Source organism: Salinicola lusitanus (assembly GCF_003206045.1).
In the GTDB taxonomy this organism is placed as follows: domain Bacteria; phylum Pseudomonadota; class Gammaproteobacteria; order Pseudomonadales; family Halomonadaceae; genus Salinicola; species Salinicola lusitanus.
Genome location: NZ_PZJM01000004.1, coordinates 191,404 through 207,809, shown reverse-complemented (window position 1 = coordinate 207,809; position 16,406 = coordinate 191,404). Strand labels below are relative to the sequence as shown.

Here is a 16,406-nt window from a genome sequence, read left to right as displayed (position 1 = left end):
AGATTCCCTGCGTATGGTTTTATTGGCACCAGTTGATCAGGTGCTCCGGGTTGCTATTGTTAGCGCTGTACATCAGCTCTTTATGATGGACCCAGTTTGCTACTTTTTGATGAAAAAAAGCAAGCATTGTTACAAAATATGTCCATAGGTAACTTGACCTTCGGCTGGCGCCATGAGCGTAGCCAGTAAGCGATTGATCTATATCTCAATATCTTCAGTTGGATGGTTGAAAATCCTAATTGGAATTCGGTCTCTGGAACCGCGCAGTTACACAAGAAGTGCCGTATCGTTGAATCTTGTAACCGCGAATAAACGCTAATTCGACGTTTCCGACCCCAGAGACCGGTCGATCTGCTCGATCCAGACCAGGAGCTCCGCGATGACCTGATAGAGAGACTCAGGAATCCGGGCATCCAGATCCACCTGCATCAGAAGCGCGACCAACTCCGGCGAGTCATGCACGAAGATCCCTTCCTGGTTGGCGAGCTCGATGACGCGCTCGGCGAGGTTCCCGTACCCCTTGGCGACGACGCGCGGTGCGTCGGTACGCTCGCCGCTGTACGCCAAAGCCACGGCTCGCCGTCGTGCGTCATGCTCCCCATCACCATTCATGCCCGACTCCCCAGCGCCAGATCCACCTCCAGGCCCAGCGACGACAATCGCTCCCGAAAGGGCGAAAGCTCGACCTCCATGATTTCCCGGGCCGACGCCTCGACGGGTGCGATCTCGACCTGCAGAGAGGCGTCGTGACGCGTGCGAAACACGAGGTCGACAACGCCCAGGGAGGGTAAGCGAACCTGAACCTCGGCACGCCAGGCGCTGGCGCCCCCCTCCTCGCCCTCTTGGTCGCGGCGGCCCTGCGCCTCCTCCCGATCGTCGTCGCGCACGGTGTTGGTTGGAATCTCGCTCAAGACCATCACCATGGGAACGCCCGGCAGAAGCTGCCCTTCCCAGCGGAGGCTGGGGGCGGCGATCACCTCCAGTTGCTGGCGAACCAGCGACTGAAGCATGTCCGAAGGGGACTGAGATAGCTGGTGGGCCCGCGTCATCGACGCCGAGGCCGGCGCGTCCGGGTCGCCTTTCGTGGACATCGCCATCGCATGCGTGGCACCAGCCAGCCGTGCGGCGCTCGCCTGGCCGGGCGCGTCATCAGGCAATGCCGCGACACCACCATTCAAGACGCCCGGCATACCGGGCGCGCCACCCCGGCTTGCGCCTCGAGGCACGAGGCTCCAGTCGTGGAGGCTCGGTGTGGACGGCGATGACGAAGTGAAGGCAGGACGGAATGTCAGGCTCAGCCAAGCCTGTGGCTCCCGCATCAGCGCGGCGCGAGGATACTGGCCCGCCATCCAGCGCAGCAGGTGAGACTCGTAGAAAACGCCACTTTCCCTGACGCTCTGCGACAGGGCCGCCGCCAGCGCCTGCGGACTATCTCCGGGTTGGACCAGCAACGAAAGGAGCGGTCTGATCGATGGCGCCTGGGTCGAGGGGAATCGCGCGAGGATATCTGCGATCTCATTCGCGGCGTGACTCAGGTGCAGCTGTGTCGATGATGCATCGATTCTGCCGGTCGCCGCGGGCGAGCCAGGCGCATTGCCGGCGGCGTTGCCAGGGAGCGGTACGCTCTCTCTGGCACCCGTCTGCTGATGCAACCTCGAGTCGCTGCGCGCCGGCTGGATGGCATCGGACGAGGTGGCCGCCGAGACCGGCAAGGGCTGGTCCTTGATGACCGGAGTATCGACACGCTTGCCAAGGACTTGATGCAGCAGGGTGTCGAGTATGGGGGTGATGCCGCTCACGGCCGCTCATCTGGCGGTACCGAGCGCAGTCGCGATGCGATGCTGCCCCGTCCAGCCTGATAGACCTCACCCAGCGCCTGCTGTCGCCGGGAACTGCCAATGAGATGGCTCAACTCTTCGCGCCTGGCTTCCAGCGCGCGCCGGGTTTCGGCATCCTGCTCCAGGATGCGCGCGAGCAACGCCATCTGCTCCTCGCGCTCCGCATCGCTCGACGGCCATTCACCGTCCTCGCTGCGCAGGCGCTCCAGCGACACCAGGTAACCGGCCTCGCACTGCACCAGCGCCTCCCAGTCCTGCTCCCGCGCCAGGCCAAGCATTCGATTCGACGTCTCGAGCAACTGACGGTACTGGTCGACGACCGACACGGCTGATCTCATTCGATCACACTCCTGCCAACGACGGTGTGGCGGGCGAATGCCGAAGCTCGCGCCAGCCGGATCCAATATTGTCGAGCAGCGATGCCGCGCGGTCCAGTTGGGTCACGTCGTCACGCAAATTGGCCTGCACCAGTTGCCGAGCGACATAATCGTACAGTTGCGCGAGGTTCGCGGCGATCTCGCCGCCACGCTCGTGATCCAGAGCGGCTGCCAAACCGTTGTTGACGATATCGATCGCCTTGGAGATGGCCAGCCCCTTGGCCGAGCGGTTGCCGTCCTGCATATGCAGCCGGGCACTGTTGATGGCTGCCTGCGCCCCATCGAACAGCATGACGATCAGTTGATGGGGATCTGCGGACATCACCGCCGATTCGACGCCAACTCTGGCGTAAGCGCCGGCACCCTGTCGGGAATTCATCATCGTTGCGACCTATTACTGTTTGAGCTGGGCGTTCAGGGCGTTGAACTGCTGGGTCAGGTAATCACTGGTGGAATTCATCTGGGACACCAGCGAATCGAGGCCAGCAAACTGGGAACGATAACGAGCGACCGTTGCATCGATGGACGTCTGCATCCGCGTATACCGATCGCTCAAGCGCTCGAGCGAGGTGTCGATGCCGTCGGTGGCGATCTTCAGCAACCCATCGTCATCCAGAATCGTCCCCATGGTGTCGTCGATGCTGGCGGCGAAGCCGCCCTCGCCATCGACACCAGCGAAGAACTGGCTGACCGCCTCGCTGTTGTTCGACATGGCATCGGCGAGCTTGTCGTCATCGACCTTTAGCGTGCCATCCAACTGACGTTCGATCCCGAGATCCGACAGCATCGAGAATTCGCCCCCGCCCCCGCCGAAGCTGACAACGCCACGAAGGCGCGACTCGATGCTGCGCATGGTCGAATTGCCCAGCAGCACGCCGGCCGTGTCGGAGTCCGAATCGTAGGAGGTGAGAGTATCTGCGGTGTTCTGGAAGCTATTGTAGGCATCGACGAAGTCGTTCACCGCCTTCGTCATCGACTCGGTGTCCTTGGACACGCTGAGCGTCTGCGCGCTTTCCGTCGTCGATGTCAGGTTGAAAGTGACGCCTTCGAGGGCCCCTTCGACGGTATTGGATTGGCTAGTGATCGAGATCCCGTTGACGTCGAGTTTGGCATCCTGCGCCGGGACCGTCTCGCTGAACCCGAAGAGGTCGTCGTCGTCGGTCACCTGGATCGCTGACTGGGTACCCGTCTCCGAGGACGTGAGCGTCAACTGATACTGGGAACCGTTGAACACGATCGCTGCAGTGGCACCGGTATCGGCCTTGTTGATCGCGTCCCGGATATCTTCCAGCGAGTCGTCGCTACCGATGGAGATGTCGACCGAATCGTTTTCGCCGACACTGATTCCCAGCGTACCGGACTTGCCGAGCGCTTCGGTCTTGTCGGTGGTCAAGCCGCCAGACGCCAGGGATTGGGCCTGGGCCAGTTGCGAGACCTTGACCTGGTAACGACCCGAAACGGCATCGCCGGTAATATTGGCGGTCACGCCATCGCCGGTCATCGAGCTGGTGACCGCGGTGAAGGTTTTCGGATCATTCAACTTGCCGACGGCGTCGCGCAGTGCCGTGAGCGAACTCTCGAGCGCTCCGAAAGCCGACAGTTTGGTCTTGTAGCTTTTCTGCTGGGTGACGATCGGCGTAAGCTTCTCGTTTTCCGCCTTTCTCAGGTCATCGAGCAGCCCGCTCAGGTCCAGCCCGGAACCGATCCCCAGTGACGATATGGTAGCCATGTAACCTCTCTAAGCCTTGACGCCATTTGTAACACGCCGATCGCAACGGCAGACGCCGATTAGGCGCACTTTCACGCGTCAATTTGCTCATCGGCTGCGGGCGGGGGAACTTTAGCGTCGCCTGATCGTCTTTTTCTTCCCGTTCGGGAAGGCAGCACACCTGGGTGGCCAGACGACCACTGGATAGGCGATCATAGGCCACCGACAATTTGCCACTCTCTGGAGAAGACATGGACGCGAACTCCCTGCATGCCGATTATCGATTGTGGCAGCGCTTTCAGCGCCAGGAACAGCTGGGGCGCGAGCACCAGGCCGCCCTGCGCAAGCTGGCGGACACCGGCGCCATGGCGTCACGGGTCACCGAAGCCTATCGCAGCATGGCGGACCGCGCCGCCAAGGAAGGCGCCAGCTATCGAGCCCTGTTCCAGCGCCGGCGTGACAGCGGCGAGAATCTCGCCTGCGAAGGCTGGCTGTTCGTGCGTCGTGTATTGGCGGAAGGCGGGACCACCCGCATCCGGGCCACGCTGTTCGAGACGTTCACGCTGGAAGAGGGGGATATCACGCCCTCCGCGGAGAGTCCGATAAAGATCACGCTGGATATCTACGATGAGCTCCTGGTCCAGAAAAGCATGAAACTGGGTTGCCGCACCGACCGTCACGACGACGAGAGAGATACGCGCTTCATCACGTTCCTCGATAGCGTGCGCGGCGATCTGCACCAGTACCTGTAACGGTTTCCGTCAGGCTCGACCCGAGCTTGATCGACAATGAGCCTCAATCGACCTAGGGAGAACTCTCCATGGCCAATCCTCTCCACCCTTCAAAAGTCCATTTTTCCGCACTGCCGCTGGAAAACCTGGATGGCGTCAGCGGTATCGTCCAGCCTGTGACCCAGACCCAGTCGGTGACGCTGGAAAGCTCCGCCGCCATGCTGGTCACGGATTTCAGCGTCAGTCATCCCTATACCCTGCCGACCGGGAGCTCCATCTCCCAGGCGCTGGAAACGATGAAGCAGGCCGGCGTCCGACTGCTGATGCTGATCAACGCCAGCGGCAACTTCACCGGCGTGATCAATGCCCGGGAGTTGATCGGAGGCCGCCGTATCACGCTGGCGATGCAGAAGCACCAGATCGGGCGAGATGAAGTGACTGCCGAGATGATCCAGACGCCGCGCAGCGAACTGCATTCGCTCTCCTACTCCCGGATTTCCCACGCCAGCGTGGGCGATCTGGTGGAGACGCTGAAGACATCGGGTGACCAGCACGTACTGATCACCGAACCGGATGGCAGCGGCGCGTCGAGAATTCGCGGCATCATCTCCGCATCCAATATCAGCCGGGCGCTGGGAGTCGATTTCAACCATCCGCCGGAAGCTCGCACCTTTTCCGCGATCTGCCACGTCATCCTCGGCCACGACCTCTAGCCGCCTCATGAATTCCGTGACCGACAACCATGCCCTTCCGATCCTGGTCATCTACACCGGTGGAACCATCGGCATGCGGGAAAGCGCCCGGGGCCTGGTGGCCGCGGGCGACTTCGAATCCCGTATGGCGGCGGCGCTGTCGACGTTGCCGCCCGACAGGCAGCGAAGGCTGCCGCGCCATGTGCTATGGGAAGCGGCCAGCCCGATCGACTCCAGCAGCGCCACGCCCGCCGACTGGGTGGCTCTGGCAAGCATGATCGCCGAGCGCTACCGGGAGTTCGCGGGGTTCGTGGTGCTGCATGGAACCGACACCCTCGCCTGGTGCGCGACCAGCCTGGCTTTTCGACTCCAGGGCCTGTCCAAGCCGGTCATCGTGACGGGGGCGCAAAAACCGCTGGAAACCGCCGATAGCGACGCCCTCGACAACCTCGAGGCGGCGCTGCGGTTTGCCGCGGAGAGCACGTTGAGAGAAGTCTGTGTCAGCTTCGGCGGTCGTCTGATGAGGGGATGCCGTGCACGGAAATGGTACACTGAGTCCAGCCTCGGATTCGAGACGCCGAACTGGCCGCTGCTCGGCGAGATGGTGGATCACGCCCCTGTCCTCTACCCTTCACGCTGCTGGCAAAGCCGGGGAGCACCGCAATTCGAGCTAGCCGCCGCGCCACTTCCCGACGTCGTGCGCCTGCCCCTCTGGCCGGGCATCCGCGCCAGGGACGTGGCTCGGTGGCTGGACGACGACCAGATCAAGGGTGTTGTCATCGAGTGCTGGGGGAGTGGCAATCTACCGGAAGACGCCGAGCTGCTCGGCGTCCTGGCACGCGCCGCCTCGGCGGGCAAGACCATGGTCGCCATCAGCCAATGCCCGGTCGGAGGGGTGAACCTCGACGTCTATGCCACGGGTCGGACACTGACGGAGATCGGCATCTTGTCCGGCGATGACATGACGCCGGAAGCCGCTCACAGTAAACTCGCCCATCTGCTGGCCCAGGCGTTGTCACCGGAGGAACGCAAGCAGCGTTTCCTGACTCCCCTCGTCGGCGAACGAGGCGCCTTCGCGACATAGCCTCGGATAGCGCCAACTCCCATACCAGACCGATTGCCCTGCCACAGGTTGACAGCATGACACCCTCGACTTCTCACTCCCCATCCGAGCCGGCCGTGGTCATATACTCCGGTGGGATGGACTCCTACACCGTCCTGCACCGCGCCATCCGCGACGGGTACACGGTCCATGCCCTGTCGTTCGACTACGGCCAGCGCCATGCCCGTGAACTCGACGTGGCCCGCCACGTATGCGAGGACCTGGGAGTGTCTCATCGGGTCGTCGACATCCGCGCCATCCATCAGTTGATCGGTAATTCGGCGCTGACGGATAGCAGTCGCGCGCTGCCCAAGGCGGACTACGCCGAGGACAACCTGGCCGATACCGTGGTACCCAACCGCAACATGATCCTGCTATCACTGGCGATCGGATATGCGGTCAATATCGAAGCCGCCGTCTGTTTCTATGGCGCACATGGTGGTGATCATGTCCTGTACCCTGACTGCCGACCGGCGTTCGTCGACCGCATGAACGACGTCGCCGCCATCGCCAACTTCGAATCGGTCAGAATCGAAGCGCCGTATCTACATAGCGACAAGGCAAGCATTCTCAGCGACGGGATCGAGATGGGACTCGACTACGCTCGGACCTGGACCTGTTACCTGGGCGGAGAGATCGCCTGTGGCGAGTGCGGCAGTTGCCGCGAGCGACTCGACGCCTTTGCCCGTGTCGGGATGGAGGATCCGATCCCCTACGTGCTGCCCGACCGGCAATAGGAGTGGCATGGGAACCGCTGGCGCTCGAAGCCGGCACAAAGGGTCCATTCACACCGCGTGAACTCCGCGTTTTCGCCGTTTTGCTCTATTCTGCCCTCGCCCGCTGGCTTGCGGTACAAAATCCAAGCAGTCTACCGTCGTCGCAGCACGTACCGACCCGCCAAGCCCAGGCGAAACCGGCCCGACGGCCAGCCCGCATGAACCTAGCACGGAAGTTTGCATGTACAGCGTCAAAGAAGCCTTCTATACCTTGCAGGGAGAAGGCGCCCAAGCCGGTCGCGCCAGCGTTTTCTGTCGCTTCACCGGCTGCAATCTCTGGTCCGGCCGAGAGCGTGACCGCGCGAGAAGTCGGTGCACCTTCTGCGATACCGACTTCGTTGGAACCGATGGTCAGAATGGCGGCCAGTTTCTCGACGCCGCCGCTCTGGCTGCCCATCTGACGGCACTCTGGGAGGCACCCGATCAGGCCAACGTCTCCCGCTACGTGGTCTTCACCGGTGGCGAACCTCTGCTGCAGCTGGACGAGGCGCTGATCGATGCCATGCATGCGCAGGGATTCGAGGTCGCCGTCGAGACCAACGGCACCCTGTCGGCGCCCGCGGGTATCGACTGGATCTGCGTCAGCCCGAAAAGCGATACGACGCTGAGCCTGACCCGGGGCCACGAGCTCAAGCTCGTCTATCCCCAGGTGGGCGTCGATCCGGCGACTTTCGCCGGACTCGATTTCACCCATTTTTTCCTGCAGCCGATGGATCTCACGCCAGGTGCCATCATCAGCGATGGCGACCCGATGGCGGCAACCGTCGAGTATTGCCTTCAGCACCCGCAATGGCGTCTATCGCTGCAGACCCACAAGATCGCAGGAATCGATTGATGACCCTGTTCGTGAACAACCTGACCAATATCGACGCATCGATCTGGTCCCCCCAACGCGGACTGAGCGGCGCCAGCTGGCACGTCGATGTGGAACTCGACGGCGAGCTGGGGGAGGACGGCATGCTGTTCGACTTCGGCGAGGTCAAACCGTGGATCAAGTCGCGCCTCGATGCGGGCCTGGATCACACGTTACTCGTGCCGACCCAGGCAGCCGGCGTCAAGATCGAGGAGTGTAGCGAGGGTCTCCACCTGGCGGCCGAACTCCCCTTCCCTCTGGAGCTCCGGGCGCCTCGCCAAGGCTTCACCCTATTCCCGTGGGGAGAGATCACCTCGGAGCGCCTGGGCGCGCATCTCAGCACCGAACTCAGCAAACGACCGCCACCTAGAGTCGAAGCGATCCGAATTCGTCTTCGCGAAGAGCTGGCCGACGGCGCGATCTATCGTTACAGCCACGGCCTCAAGCACCATAAGGGCAACTGCCAGCGCATCGCTCACGGCCATCGTTCGCATCTGCGAATCTGGCGGGATGGCCGACGCGACTCAGAACTAGAGATGCATTGGGCACAGCGCCTGGATAACGGCTATCTCGTCGACGATGCCGATATCATCGAGCCCCGCCGCGGTGATGACATCATGCGAGTCCGCTATCGATCGGACCAGGGGAAGTTTCAGTTGCACCTGCCGAAAGAGCGCTGCCACACACTGCCCGCACCCACCACCGTCGAAAACATCGCGGCCTGGTTAGCCGAACAGATTGCATCGTCCACCGGCGCTCACATCCGGGTGCAGGCATTCGAGGGAATCGACAAGGGTGCGCTCGCCGAGAGCCGCGGCACCAGTATGACGGGCTAGCAAGGCATGAGTTGCAGAGCCGGCTGCGGTGCTTGCTGCATCGCACCATCGATCACCACCCCCATTCCCGGCATGCCGGAGGGTAAGCCCGCCGGCATTCGCTGCGTGCAACTCGACGACGACAATCTATGTCGGCTATTCGGGGACGCAAGCCGCCCCGCCGTCTGCCGGCGCTTCGAGTACGATCGCGAGCTGTGCAGCGATAACCGCGAACAGGCGCTACGCATTCTCACGGAGTGGGAGCATGCCACTCGCTAAGTCGCACGCCCTTGGTGACCACCGCAGCCGCTCGGAGCGACCGGCTCCTCATCAACCACCCTCTCTGACGATAAAACCCTCCCGGCTGACGGTGAAGCACCGTCAGGCCAGAGAGGGTTCGGCGAGAATCAGGCGAAGCGGCACGCCTGGCCGGCGAGAGGATCAGTTACGCTCGATGTCCGCCTCGTCCTGCAGCGTCTGGGTCAGCCCCTGAATGACGATTTGAGCCTGCAGACGTTGCGCCAAGCGTGTCGCAAAGTCTGCGTCACCGGAGTCCGCATCGCCCGGCTGCACTGACTCGACCCCGACGATGGCAACGCCATCCTGGCTATCGGCGTGTCCCCAGACCGTCTTGCCATCCTCGGGATGGGGAAGACGGAAGGCCTCCTGAAGCACGGCTTCCGGCAAGCCGTCGGCATCCCGGGTGACACTATCGGCCTGCTGCCAATCGATATCCGCTGCCGCCTGGCCGCTGCGCAGCGACGCCAGGGTTGCGGTCGCGAGCTCCTGCAACCGCTGCCGAGTCTGCTGCGCCTTGACCGCGCTTTCCACCTGGGCCCGAACGTCGTCGAGCGGCAACGTGCTGGCTTCACGGTGATCGACGACACGAAGCGCAACCCGCTGCTGGTTGTCGGTCTCGATCACATCGCTGTTGTAGCCGTCCTCCAGCACATCCGGGGAGAACGCCGCTGCGGCGACATCCGGATTGGAGAGCACCCCTTCGCCACCCGCGTCCCGAGAGAACCAGTCGCTGGTCATCACCTTCAGTCCAAGCTCGTCGGCGACGCTGGAGAGATCTTCCGCCTGATAGACATCATCGGTCATCTTCTGCGCCCGCTCATTGAAGAGCGACTGGGACTGTTCGAGCTTGACCTGCTGAACGAGGGCTTCGCGATCATCCTCGAATGAAGGGATATCGATCCCTGTCACCTTGATAAGGTGCAGGCCGTACTGCGTCTGGACGATCTGCGACACCTGCCCCGGATCCAGTGAGAACGCGGCGTCATCGAAACTCTCGCCGAAGAACCCTTTCTGAATCGCCCCGAGATCCCCGCCGTTATTGGCCGAGGAAGAGTCATCGGAATACTCCCGCGCGAGATCGGCAAAATTTGCGCCCTGCGCCAGCTTGGACTGGACCTCGGCCAGCCGCTCCCGCGCCTGCGCTTCCGTGCGATCGTCACCGAACGTCACCAGGATGTGAGATACCTCGCGCGGAGCTTCGGCTCGCGCCTGCTCGTAGGCCTGACGCAACTGGTCGTCGCTGACCTCGATGTCCTTGGCCACATCCTCCTGATTCAGAACGATATAGTTGACTTTGACCTGCTCGGGGCGGCGATAGTCCTGCTGATGCTGGTCGTAATACTGCTGAAGATCGGCGTCGCTGGGGGCCACGGGTTGCGCGAGGTCCGCCGCTGACAACTGCGCATAGCGGAATGTCCGCTGCTGATGCTGCAGCGACGCCAGACGCGTCTTCTCGGACGGCAGCAGGAAAGTGGAAGCCGCAAGTCCCTGCTGGACCTGGCGCCGCAGAGTATCGGCTCGGAGCTCGCGACGGAAGGACGAAGGCGTGTAGCCGGCCTGGGCCAGACGGTTGGTAAACAGCTCGTCAGAGAAGCGACCGTTCTGATCCTGGAACTCAGGTAGCGACACGATCAGCTGATCCAGTTGACTGTCGGAGATGTGCAGCCCGCCCTCGCTGGCGTACTGATCCAGGGTGCGTTGCCGAATCAGCTGATCGAGCACCTGGCTTCGGAACTGGCGCTCCTGGCTGGCTGGAACCTGGCCCGAACGGATGCCTCGCTGAACCTGCGTTTCGACGGCCTGACGGCTGATGGACTCACCGTTCACAGTCGCCGCATCGTTGCTCCCGGCAGAAAAGTAACTGACCAGAGACTCCGCGCCGAAAAGCGCGAAAGTGACGATGATGGCTCCCACGATGACTTTCGCCACCCACCCCTGAGAACCCTCACGAATTCGTTGCAGCATGCTGTCCTCGCATGTCGTTGACCCAAAGTTGCGCCCGTATCGTACACCGCCATGCCACCGAGGCGCACCCGGGAACGGATCATTGGCGACGGCGCCTGCGGCAGCCTATTCATTGCAACAGGCAATAAAAAAGCGCACCGCTGAGGCGATGCGCTTATGTGCGACGGGCTTTCATCGGCCGAACCGCCTTGGCCTTCTGGCGTTTAGCGAGACGCCAGCCCGCGACAGAGCGAAACTCAGTTCACCGCGTCTTTCAGTGCCTTGCCAGCCTTGAAGCTCGGCACCTTGGCAGCGCTGATGTTGATCGGCTTGCCAGTCTGCGGGTTACGGCCAGTACGCGCAGCACGTTCCTTGACCGCAAAAGTCCCGAACCCAACCAGTGCTACGGAGTCGCCTTTCTTCAGGCTGTCTGATACGGACTCGATCATCGCGTCGAGTGCACGAGTAGCAGCGGCCTTGGGAATATCGGCAGACGCAGCAATGGCTTCAATCAGCTCGGATTTATTCACACTTCACCCCTTGACTGTATACGAAATTAACAGGACATCGATGCGCAATCAGAGACGCGGTCACGATCACAACAAGTGGGCATTTTATAGCAATGCCAAGATTACCCTGTCAATCGAGATCCTTAGAAAACCGCGTCATATCGGGCTTGGCGCACGAAATTTGCTTATCGACAAGATCAATGTGTGCTGACATTGGTTTGCGAAGAAGTTACATCTTCGACAAGTTTTTCATCATCGTCGACATGGTTCGTCAATGCCGTTGACAACACGTCATCAATCCACTTCACCGAGCGAATGTCCAATGCATTCTTGATATTCTCGGGCACCTCTTTCAGGTCCCGACGATTATCCTCCGGTATGAGTACGATCTTTATACCACCGCGCCGGGCAGCCAGCAATTTCTCCTTTAATCCGCCGATCGGCATGACCTCGCCACGCAGGTTGACCTCGCCTGTCATGGCAACGTCACATCGTACCGGGCGCCCGGTGTAGGCGGAGACCATGGCGGTCACCATGCCGATACCGGCACTGGGGCCATCCTTGGGCGTCGCTCCCTCGGGGACGTGGATGTGCAGGTCCTCTTTCTCGAAACGCTCCGGATCGATACCGAACTGGCTGGCCCTGGCTCGGACCACGGTGTGCGCCGCGCTGACCGACTCCTTCATGACGTCGCCCAGCGAACCGGTCTTGTTGACGCGACCCTTGCCCGGCGTGACCACGGACTCGATGTACAGCAGCTCGCCACCGACCGAAGTCCACGCCAGGCCGGTGACCCGCCCGATCTGATGCTCCTGATCGGCCAGACCATAGCTGTATCGACGCACGCCAGCGTAACGCTCGACATCGTCCGCCGACAGCACCAGCCCCGCCTGAGCCCCCTGCCCCTTGCCGGCCTCGAGGCGCTCACGCAGAACCTTGCGGCTGACCTTGGCTATCTGACGCTCGAGTTCGCGCACCCCGGCCTCGCGGGAGTAATAGCGCACCAGCTCGAGGATAGACTCATCACTGAACGTCAGCTCTTCCTCCTTGAGGCCGTTGGCCTTGAGCTGCTTCGGCACCAGGTAACGCTTGGCGATGGCCAGCTTCTCGTCCTCGGTATAGCCCGGCAGCCGAATCACTTCCATGCGGTCGAGCAGCGGCCCGGGGATGTTCATCGAATTGGCGGTACAGATGAACATTACGTCCGACAGGTCGTAGTCGAGTTCGAGATAGTGATCGCTGAACTTGTCGTTCTGCTCGGGATCGAGGACTTCGAGCAGTGCCGAGGAGGGATCTCCTCGGTGATCCATGCCGATCTTGTCGACCTCGTCGAGCAGAAACAGCGGGTTTCGCACCCCAGCCTTGCTCATCCGCTGTATCAGCTTGCCCGGTAGCGAGCCGATGTAGGTCCGGCGGTGGCCGCGAATCTCGGATTCGTCACGCACGCCGCCAAGGGCCAGCCGGACGTAACGCCGGTTGGTGGCGCGCGCGATGGACTGTCCCAGCGAGGTCTTGCCTACGCCAGGCGGCCCGACCAGACAGAGCACCGGCCCCTTGAGCTTCTTGACCCGCTTCTGCACGGCGAGATATTCCAGAATTCGCTCTTTGACCTCTTCCAGCCCGTGGTGATCTTCGTCCAGGACTTTGACCGCGTGAGCCAGGTCGTGCTTGACGCGTGTGCGTTTCTTCCAGGGCACGGACAGCACCCAGTCCAGATAGGAGCGCACGACGGTCGCCTCCGCCGACGTCGGCGACATCATCTTGAGCTTGCCGAGTTCCTGCGTAGCCTTGTCGACGGCCTCCTGCGGCATGCCGGCTTCCTGGATGCGCTGTTCGTACTTCTCCGCTTCGTTGGGAACGTTCTCGAGCTCGCCCATCTCTTTCTGGATGGCCTTCATCTGCTCGTTGAGATAGTACTCGCGCTGGGATTTCTCCATCTGGTCCTTGACCCGCGAGCGGATGCGCTTCTCGACCTGGAGCAGATCGATCTCCGACTCGATCAGCGCCATCAGGTGTTCGACCCGATCACGCACGCGATCCATTTCGAGCAGTTCCTGCTTGTCGTCGATCTTCAACGACAGATGCGCGCAGATGGTGTCGACCAGTCGGCTGGGATCCTCGATCTCCTGCAGCGAGGACAGGACTTCGCTCGGCACTTTCTTGGACAGCTTGACGTACTGCTCGAACTGATTGAGCAGTACGCGAACCAGCGACTCCTGCTCGCGTTCGCTCAGCGGTTCACTGTCCCGCGCAACCGCCTGTGCGCTGATGAAGCCATCCTCATCCTCCAGGATCTCCTGGATATCGGCTCGAAAACTGCCTTCGATGAGAACCTTGACGGTACCATCGGGCAGCTTCAGCAACTGCATGATGTCGGCGACCGTGCCGATCCCGAACAGATCCTCGACGCCGGGATCGTCGTGGGCGGCCTCGCGCTGCGCGACGAGCAAAACGCGCTTGTCGTGCTCCATCGCCGTCTCCAGCGCGCGGATGGACTTTTCACGCCCCACGAACAATGGGATGACCATCTGCGGATAGACCACCACGTCACGCAGCGGCAAGAGCGGAAGCTTGAGTGTCTGGTCAGAGCTCTGCGCCATTACAGCATTTCCTCGACAAACTTTCGGATGGGTGAGCCACCAGAGCGGCAATAGGGAAGATACGTGGGGGCACCACCGCTCGGATGCAAGAGTGATCGACGCGGGCGATAGCCATAAAAGCGAGGGGGCCTGTCAGGCCCCCTCGTCTAGGCAGGTAACAGCGCGGGTTCGATCACCCGTCCTTGTTGGCGACGCGGCTCTCTTCCTGCTTCGAGTAGATCAGCAACGGCTCGCTGTCGCCGGAAATGACGGAACCGTCGATCACGACCTTGGTCACGCCATCGAGTGACGGCACGTCGTACATGGTCTCCAGCAGCACCGACTCGAGGATCGAGCGCAGACCGCGCGCGCCCGTCTTGCGCTCCATGGCCTTGTGGGCCACCGCTCGCAACGCATCCTCTCGAAAGTCCAGCTCGACACCTTCCATTTCGAACAGGTGGGCGTACTGCTTGACCAACGAGTTCTTGGGCTCGATCAGGATCTGGACCAGCGCGTCCTCGGTCAGCTCCGTCAACGTCGCGATGACCGGCAGGCGCCCGACGAACTCCGGGATCAAGCCGAACTTGACGAGATCTTCCGGTTCGACGTCGGCGAGAATATCGCCAACCCCCTTGTTGCTTTCCTTGCTCTTGACGGAGGCGTTGAAGCCGATCCCGCCCTTCTCGGCGCGGTCGCGGATCACCTTGTCCAGGCCGGCGAAGGCACCGCCGACGATGAACAGGATATTGCCAGTGTCGACCTGCAGAAACTCCTGCTGGGGATGCTTGCGCCCCCCTTGCGGCGGCACGGAGGCCGTCGTGCCCTCGATCAGCTTGAGCAAGGCCTGCTGGACGCCTTCGCCGGAGACGTCGCGAGTGATCGACGGGTTATCCGACTTGCGGGAGATCTTGTCGATCTCGTCGATGTAGACGATACCGCGCTGAGCCTTCTCGACGTCGTAGTCGCACTTCTGCAACAGCTTCTGGATGATGTTCTCGACATCCTCACCGACATAGCCGGCTTCCGTCAGCGTGGTGGCGTCCGCAATGGTGAACGGCACGTTGAGCAGGCGCGCCAACGTCTCCGCCAGCAGCGTCTTGCCGCTACCGGTCGGGCCGATCAGCAGGATATTGGACTTGCCCAGCTCGATGCTGTCGCTCTTGCCACCAGTACTGCGCAGGCGCTTGTAATGGTTGTAGACAGCCACCGACAGCACCATCTTGGCGCGATCCTGGCCAATCACATAGTCGTCGAGCGTGTTGCGGATCTCTCGAGGTACGGGAAGACGGTCTTCATCGCTCTCGGCGTCGGCTTCCAGAACCTCTTCGCGAATGATGTCGTTGCAGAGATCGACACACTCGTCACAGATATAGACGGACGGCCCGGCGATTAGCTTGCGAACCTCGTTCTGGTTCTTGCCGCAGAACGAGCAGTAGAGCAGCTTGCCGTTGTCGTCTTTGCCTTTACCGTCGGCCATTCGTGTACCTCGTCAGGACGGCGACGCAGCGCGCCGCCGTGTGAAACCTTGACTCAAACGCTATCAGGATACCGGACGCTTATCCAGCATGGCATCGATCAGGCCATATTCAACGGCCTGTTCGCCATCCATGAAGTTGTCCCGATCGGTGTCCTGAGCAATCTTGTCGATATCCTGCCCGGTGTGCTCGGCCAGAATGCGGTTCAGCTTCTGGCGAATGGTCAGGATTTCCCGGGTGTGGATCTCGATATCCGCAGCCTGGCCCTGATATCCCCCAAGCGGCTGGTGAATCATCATCCGCGAATGCGGCAGACAGAAGCGCTTGGATTTCGCACCGCCGGCAAGCAGCAGCGCACCCATGCTCGCCGCCTGGCCGATACAGACCGTGGAGACGTCGGGCTTGATGAACTGCATGGTGTCGTAGATGGACATGCCTGCGGTCACCGAGCCGCCCGGCGAGTTGATATAAAGGTGGATGTCCTTGTCCGGATTCTCGGACTCCAGGAACAGCAGTTGCGCCACGACCAGGTTGGCCATGTAGTCCTCGACCTGGCCAACCAGGAAGATGACACGCTCTTTGAGCAGACGAGAATAGATATCGTATGACCGCTCGCCGCGCGCACTCTGCTCCACCACCATCGGGACCAGGCCACCGGCATTACTGATGTCGAACTCGTTACGCATCGCGATTTCCTTACATCTGGT

Annotated in this window: 17 protein-coding genes; 7 read left to right on the top strand and 10 right to left on the bottom strand. The window is 61.6% G+C overall.

All coding sequences use genetic code 11. From position 1 onward, the window contains the following. Positions 1-315 precede the first annotated feature (315 nt). From DOM45_RS08205 to fliD, 5 genes are read right to left on the bottom strand one after another with little or no spacing between them, the layout of a single operon-like run. Positions 316-612, bottom strand: a complete 297-nt coding sequence (locus DOM45_RS08205; RefSeq protein ID WP_110599377.1) for an EscU/YscU/HrcU family type III secretion system export apparatus switch protein — start codon at positions 610-612, stop codon at positions 316-318. Beyond that, positions 609-1,799 (bottom strand): flagellar hook-length control protein FliK, encoded by a 1,191-nt coding sequence (locus DOM45_RS08200; RefSeq protein WP_110599375.1) that lies wholly within the window; start codon positions 1,797-1,799, stop codon positions 609-611. Before DOM45_RS08200 ends, DOM45_RS08205 begins: the two co-directional genes overlap by 4 nt. After that, complete coding sequence (locus DOM45_RS08195) at positions 1,796-2,176, bottom strand: flagellar protein FliT (protein ID WP_110599373.1); 381 nt, start codon at positions 2,174-2,176, stop codon at positions 1,796-1,798. Before DOM45_RS08195 ends, DOM45_RS08200 begins: the two co-directional genes overlap by 4 nt. A 4-nt stretch (positions 2,177-2,180) precedes the next feature. After that, on the bottom strand, positions 2,181-2,594 hold the full coding sequence (gene fliS, locus DOM45_RS08190) for a flagellar export chaperone FliS (protein ID WP_110599371.1): 414 nt from the start codon (positions 2,592-2,594) through the stop codon (positions 2,181-2,183). 15 nt (positions 2,595-2,609) lie between these two features. Continuing rightward, positions 2,610-3,944, bottom strand: coding sequence for a flagellar filament capping protein FliD (fliD, locus tag DOM45_RS08185; protein ID WP_110599369.1), 1,335 nt, complete (start codon positions 3,942-3,944; stop codon positions 2,610-2,612). Positions 3,945-4,174: 230 nt separating this feature from the next. Here fliD and DOM45_RS08180 point away from each other — a divergent pair, with 230 nt between their 5' ends. The 7 genes from DOM45_RS08180 (at position 4,175) to DOM45_RS08150 (ending at position 9,171) form a co-directional block, all read left to right on the top strand. After that, positions 4,175-4,675: a hypothetical protein gene (locus DOM45_RS08180; RefSeq protein ID WP_110599367.1), complete on the top strand. Its 501-nt coding sequence runs from the start codon at positions 4,175-4,177 to the stop codon at positions 4,673-4,675. A gap of 68 nt (positions 4,676-4,743) precedes the next feature. Next, positions 4,744-5,367, top strand: coding sequence for a CBS domain-containing protein (locus tag DOM45_RS08175; RefSeq protein WP_110599365.1), 624 nt, complete (start codon positions 4,744-4,746; stop codon positions 5,365-5,367). Between the two features lie 7 nt (positions 5,368-5,374). Next, positions 5,375-6,430, top strand: coding sequence for an asparaginase (locus tag DOM45_RS08170; RefSeq protein ID WP_110599363.1), 1,056 nt, complete (start codon positions 5,375-5,377; stop codon positions 6,428-6,430). A gap of 56 nt (positions 6,431-6,486) precedes the next feature. Continuing rightward, positions 6,487-7,185 carry a 7-cyano-7-deazaguanine synthase QueC gene (gene queC / locus DOM45_RS08165; RefSeq protein WP_110599361.1) on the top strand — a complete coding sequence of 233 codons (699 nt, stop codon included), beginning with the start codon at positions 6,487-6,489 and terminating at the stop codon, positions 7,183-7,185. 220 nt (positions 7,186-7,405) lie between these two features. Continuing rightward, entirely contained in the window at positions 7,406-8,059 is a 654-nt protein-coding gene (queE, locus tag DOM45_RS08160) for a 7-carboxy-7-deazaguanine synthase (protein ID WP_110599359.1), read from the top strand. Then, positions 8,059-8,913, top strand: coding sequence for a 6-carboxytetrahydropterin synthase (locus DOM45_RS08155; RefSeq protein ID WP_110599357.1), 855 nt, complete (start codon positions 8,059-8,061; stop codon positions 8,911-8,913). Before queE ends, DOM45_RS08155 begins: the two co-directional genes overlap by 1 nt. Before the next feature lie 6 nt (positions 8,914-8,919). Further along, the gene (locus DOM45_RS08150; RefSeq protein ID WP_110599355.1) at positions 8,920-9,171 is read left to right on the top strand and encodes a YkgJ family cysteine cluster protein; all 252 of its coding nucleotides are present in this window, start codon (positions 8,920-8,922) and stop codon (positions 9,169-9,171) included. A 162-nt stretch (positions 9,172-9,333) separates the two neighbouring features. Here DOM45_RS08150 and DOM45_RS08145 read toward each other — a convergent pair whose 3' ends face one another. The 5 genes from DOM45_RS08145 to clpP form a co-directional block, all read right to left on the bottom strand. Beyond that, positions 9,334-11,157: a SurA N-terminal domain-containing protein gene (locus DOM45_RS08145; RefSeq protein WP_110599353.1), complete on the bottom strand. Its 1,824-nt coding sequence runs from the start codon at positions 11,155-11,157 to the stop codon at positions 9,334-9,336. Positions 11,158-11,393: 236 nt separating this feature from the next. Then, complete coding sequence (gene hupB / locus DOM45_RS08140) at positions 11,394-11,666, bottom strand: nucleoid-associated protein HU-beta (RefSeq protein WP_110599351.1); 273 nt, start codon at positions 11,664-11,666, stop codon at positions 11,394-11,396. A gap of 176 nt (positions 11,667-11,842) precedes the next feature. Beyond that, positions 11,843-14,245: an endopeptidase La gene (gene lon, locus DOM45_RS08135; protein WP_110599349.1), complete on the bottom strand. Its 2,403-nt coding sequence runs from the start codon at positions 14,243-14,245 to the stop codon at positions 11,843-11,845. Positions 14,246-14,417: 172 nt separating this feature from the next. Then, the gene (clpX, locus tag DOM45_RS08130) at positions 14,418-15,701 is read right to left on the bottom strand and encodes an ATP-dependent Clp protease ATP-binding subunit ClpX (protein ID WP_110599347.1); all 1,284 of its coding nucleotides are present in this window, start codon (positions 15,699-15,701) and stop codon (positions 14,418-14,420) included. Positions 15,702-15,764: 63 nt separating this feature from the next. After that, positions 15,765-16,385 carry an ATP-dependent Clp endopeptidase proteolytic subunit ClpP gene (gene clpP, locus DOM45_RS08125; protein ID WP_110599345.1) on the bottom strand — a complete coding sequence of 207 codons (621 nt, stop codon included), beginning with the start codon at positions 16,383-16,385 and terminating at the stop codon, positions 15,765-15,767. Positions 16,386-16,406 lie beyond the last annotated feature (21 nt).

Bases quoted from the DNA above. Each gene is read 5' to 3' on its own strand.
- fliS (WP_110599371.1), bottom strand. From the start codon at position 2,594: ATGAATTCCCGACAGGGTGCCGGCGCTTACGCCAGAGTTGGCGTCGAA.
- DOM45_RS08145 (WP_110599353.1), bottom strand. From the start codon at position 11,157: ATGCTGCAACGAATTCGTGAGGGTTCTCAGGGGTGGGTGGCGAAAGTC.
- queC (WP_110599361.1), top strand. From the start codon at position 6,487: ATGACACCCTCGACTTCTCACTCCCCATCCGAGCCGGCCGTGGTCATA.
- DOM45_RS08150 (WP_110599355.1), top strand. From the start codon at position 8,920: ATGAGTTGCAGAGCCGGCTGCGGTGCTTGCTGCATCGCACCATCGATC.
- DOM45_RS08155 (WP_110599357.1), top strand. From the start codon at position 8,059: ATGACCCTGTTCGTGAACAACCTGACCAATATCGACGCATCGATCTGG.
- clpX (WP_110599347.1), bottom strand. From the start codon at position 15,701: ATGGCCGACGGTAAAGGCAAAGACGACAACGGCAAGCTGCTCTACTGC.
- lon (WP_110599349.1), bottom strand. From the start codon at position 14,245: ATGGCGCAGAGCTCTGACCAGACACTCAAGCTTCCGCTCTTGCCGCTG.
- DOM45_RS08180 (WP_110599367.1), top strand. From the start codon at position 4,175: ATGGACGCGAACTCCCTGCATGCCGATTATCGATTGTGGCAGCGCTTT.
- fliD (WP_110599369.1), bottom strand. From the start codon at position 3,944: ATGGCTACCATATCGTCACTGGGGATCGGTTCCGGGCTGGACCTGAGC.
- DOM45_RS08175 (WP_110599365.1), top strand. From the start codon at position 4,744: ATGGCCAATCCTCTCCACCCTTCAAAAGTCCATTTTTCCGCACTGCCG.
- DOM45_RS08170 (WP_110599363.1), top strand. From the start codon at position 5,375: ATGAATTCCGTGACCGACAACCATGCCCTTCCGATCCTGGTCATCTAC.
- DOM45_RS08195 (WP_110599373.1), bottom strand. From the start codon at position 2,176: ATGAGATCAGCCGTGTCGGTCGTCGACCAGTACCGTCAGTTGCTCGAG.
- DOM45_RS08205 (WP_110599377.1), bottom strand. From the start codon at position 612: ATGAATGGTGATGGGGAGCATGACGCACGACGGCGAGCCGTGGCTTTG.
- queE (WP_110599359.1), top strand. From the start codon at position 7,406: ATGTACAGCGTCAAAGAAGCCTTCTATACCTTGCAGGGAGAAGGCGCC.
- clpP (WP_110599345.1), bottom strand. From the start codon at position 16,385: ATGCGTAACGAGTTCGACATCAGTAATGCCGGTGGCCTGGTCCCGATG.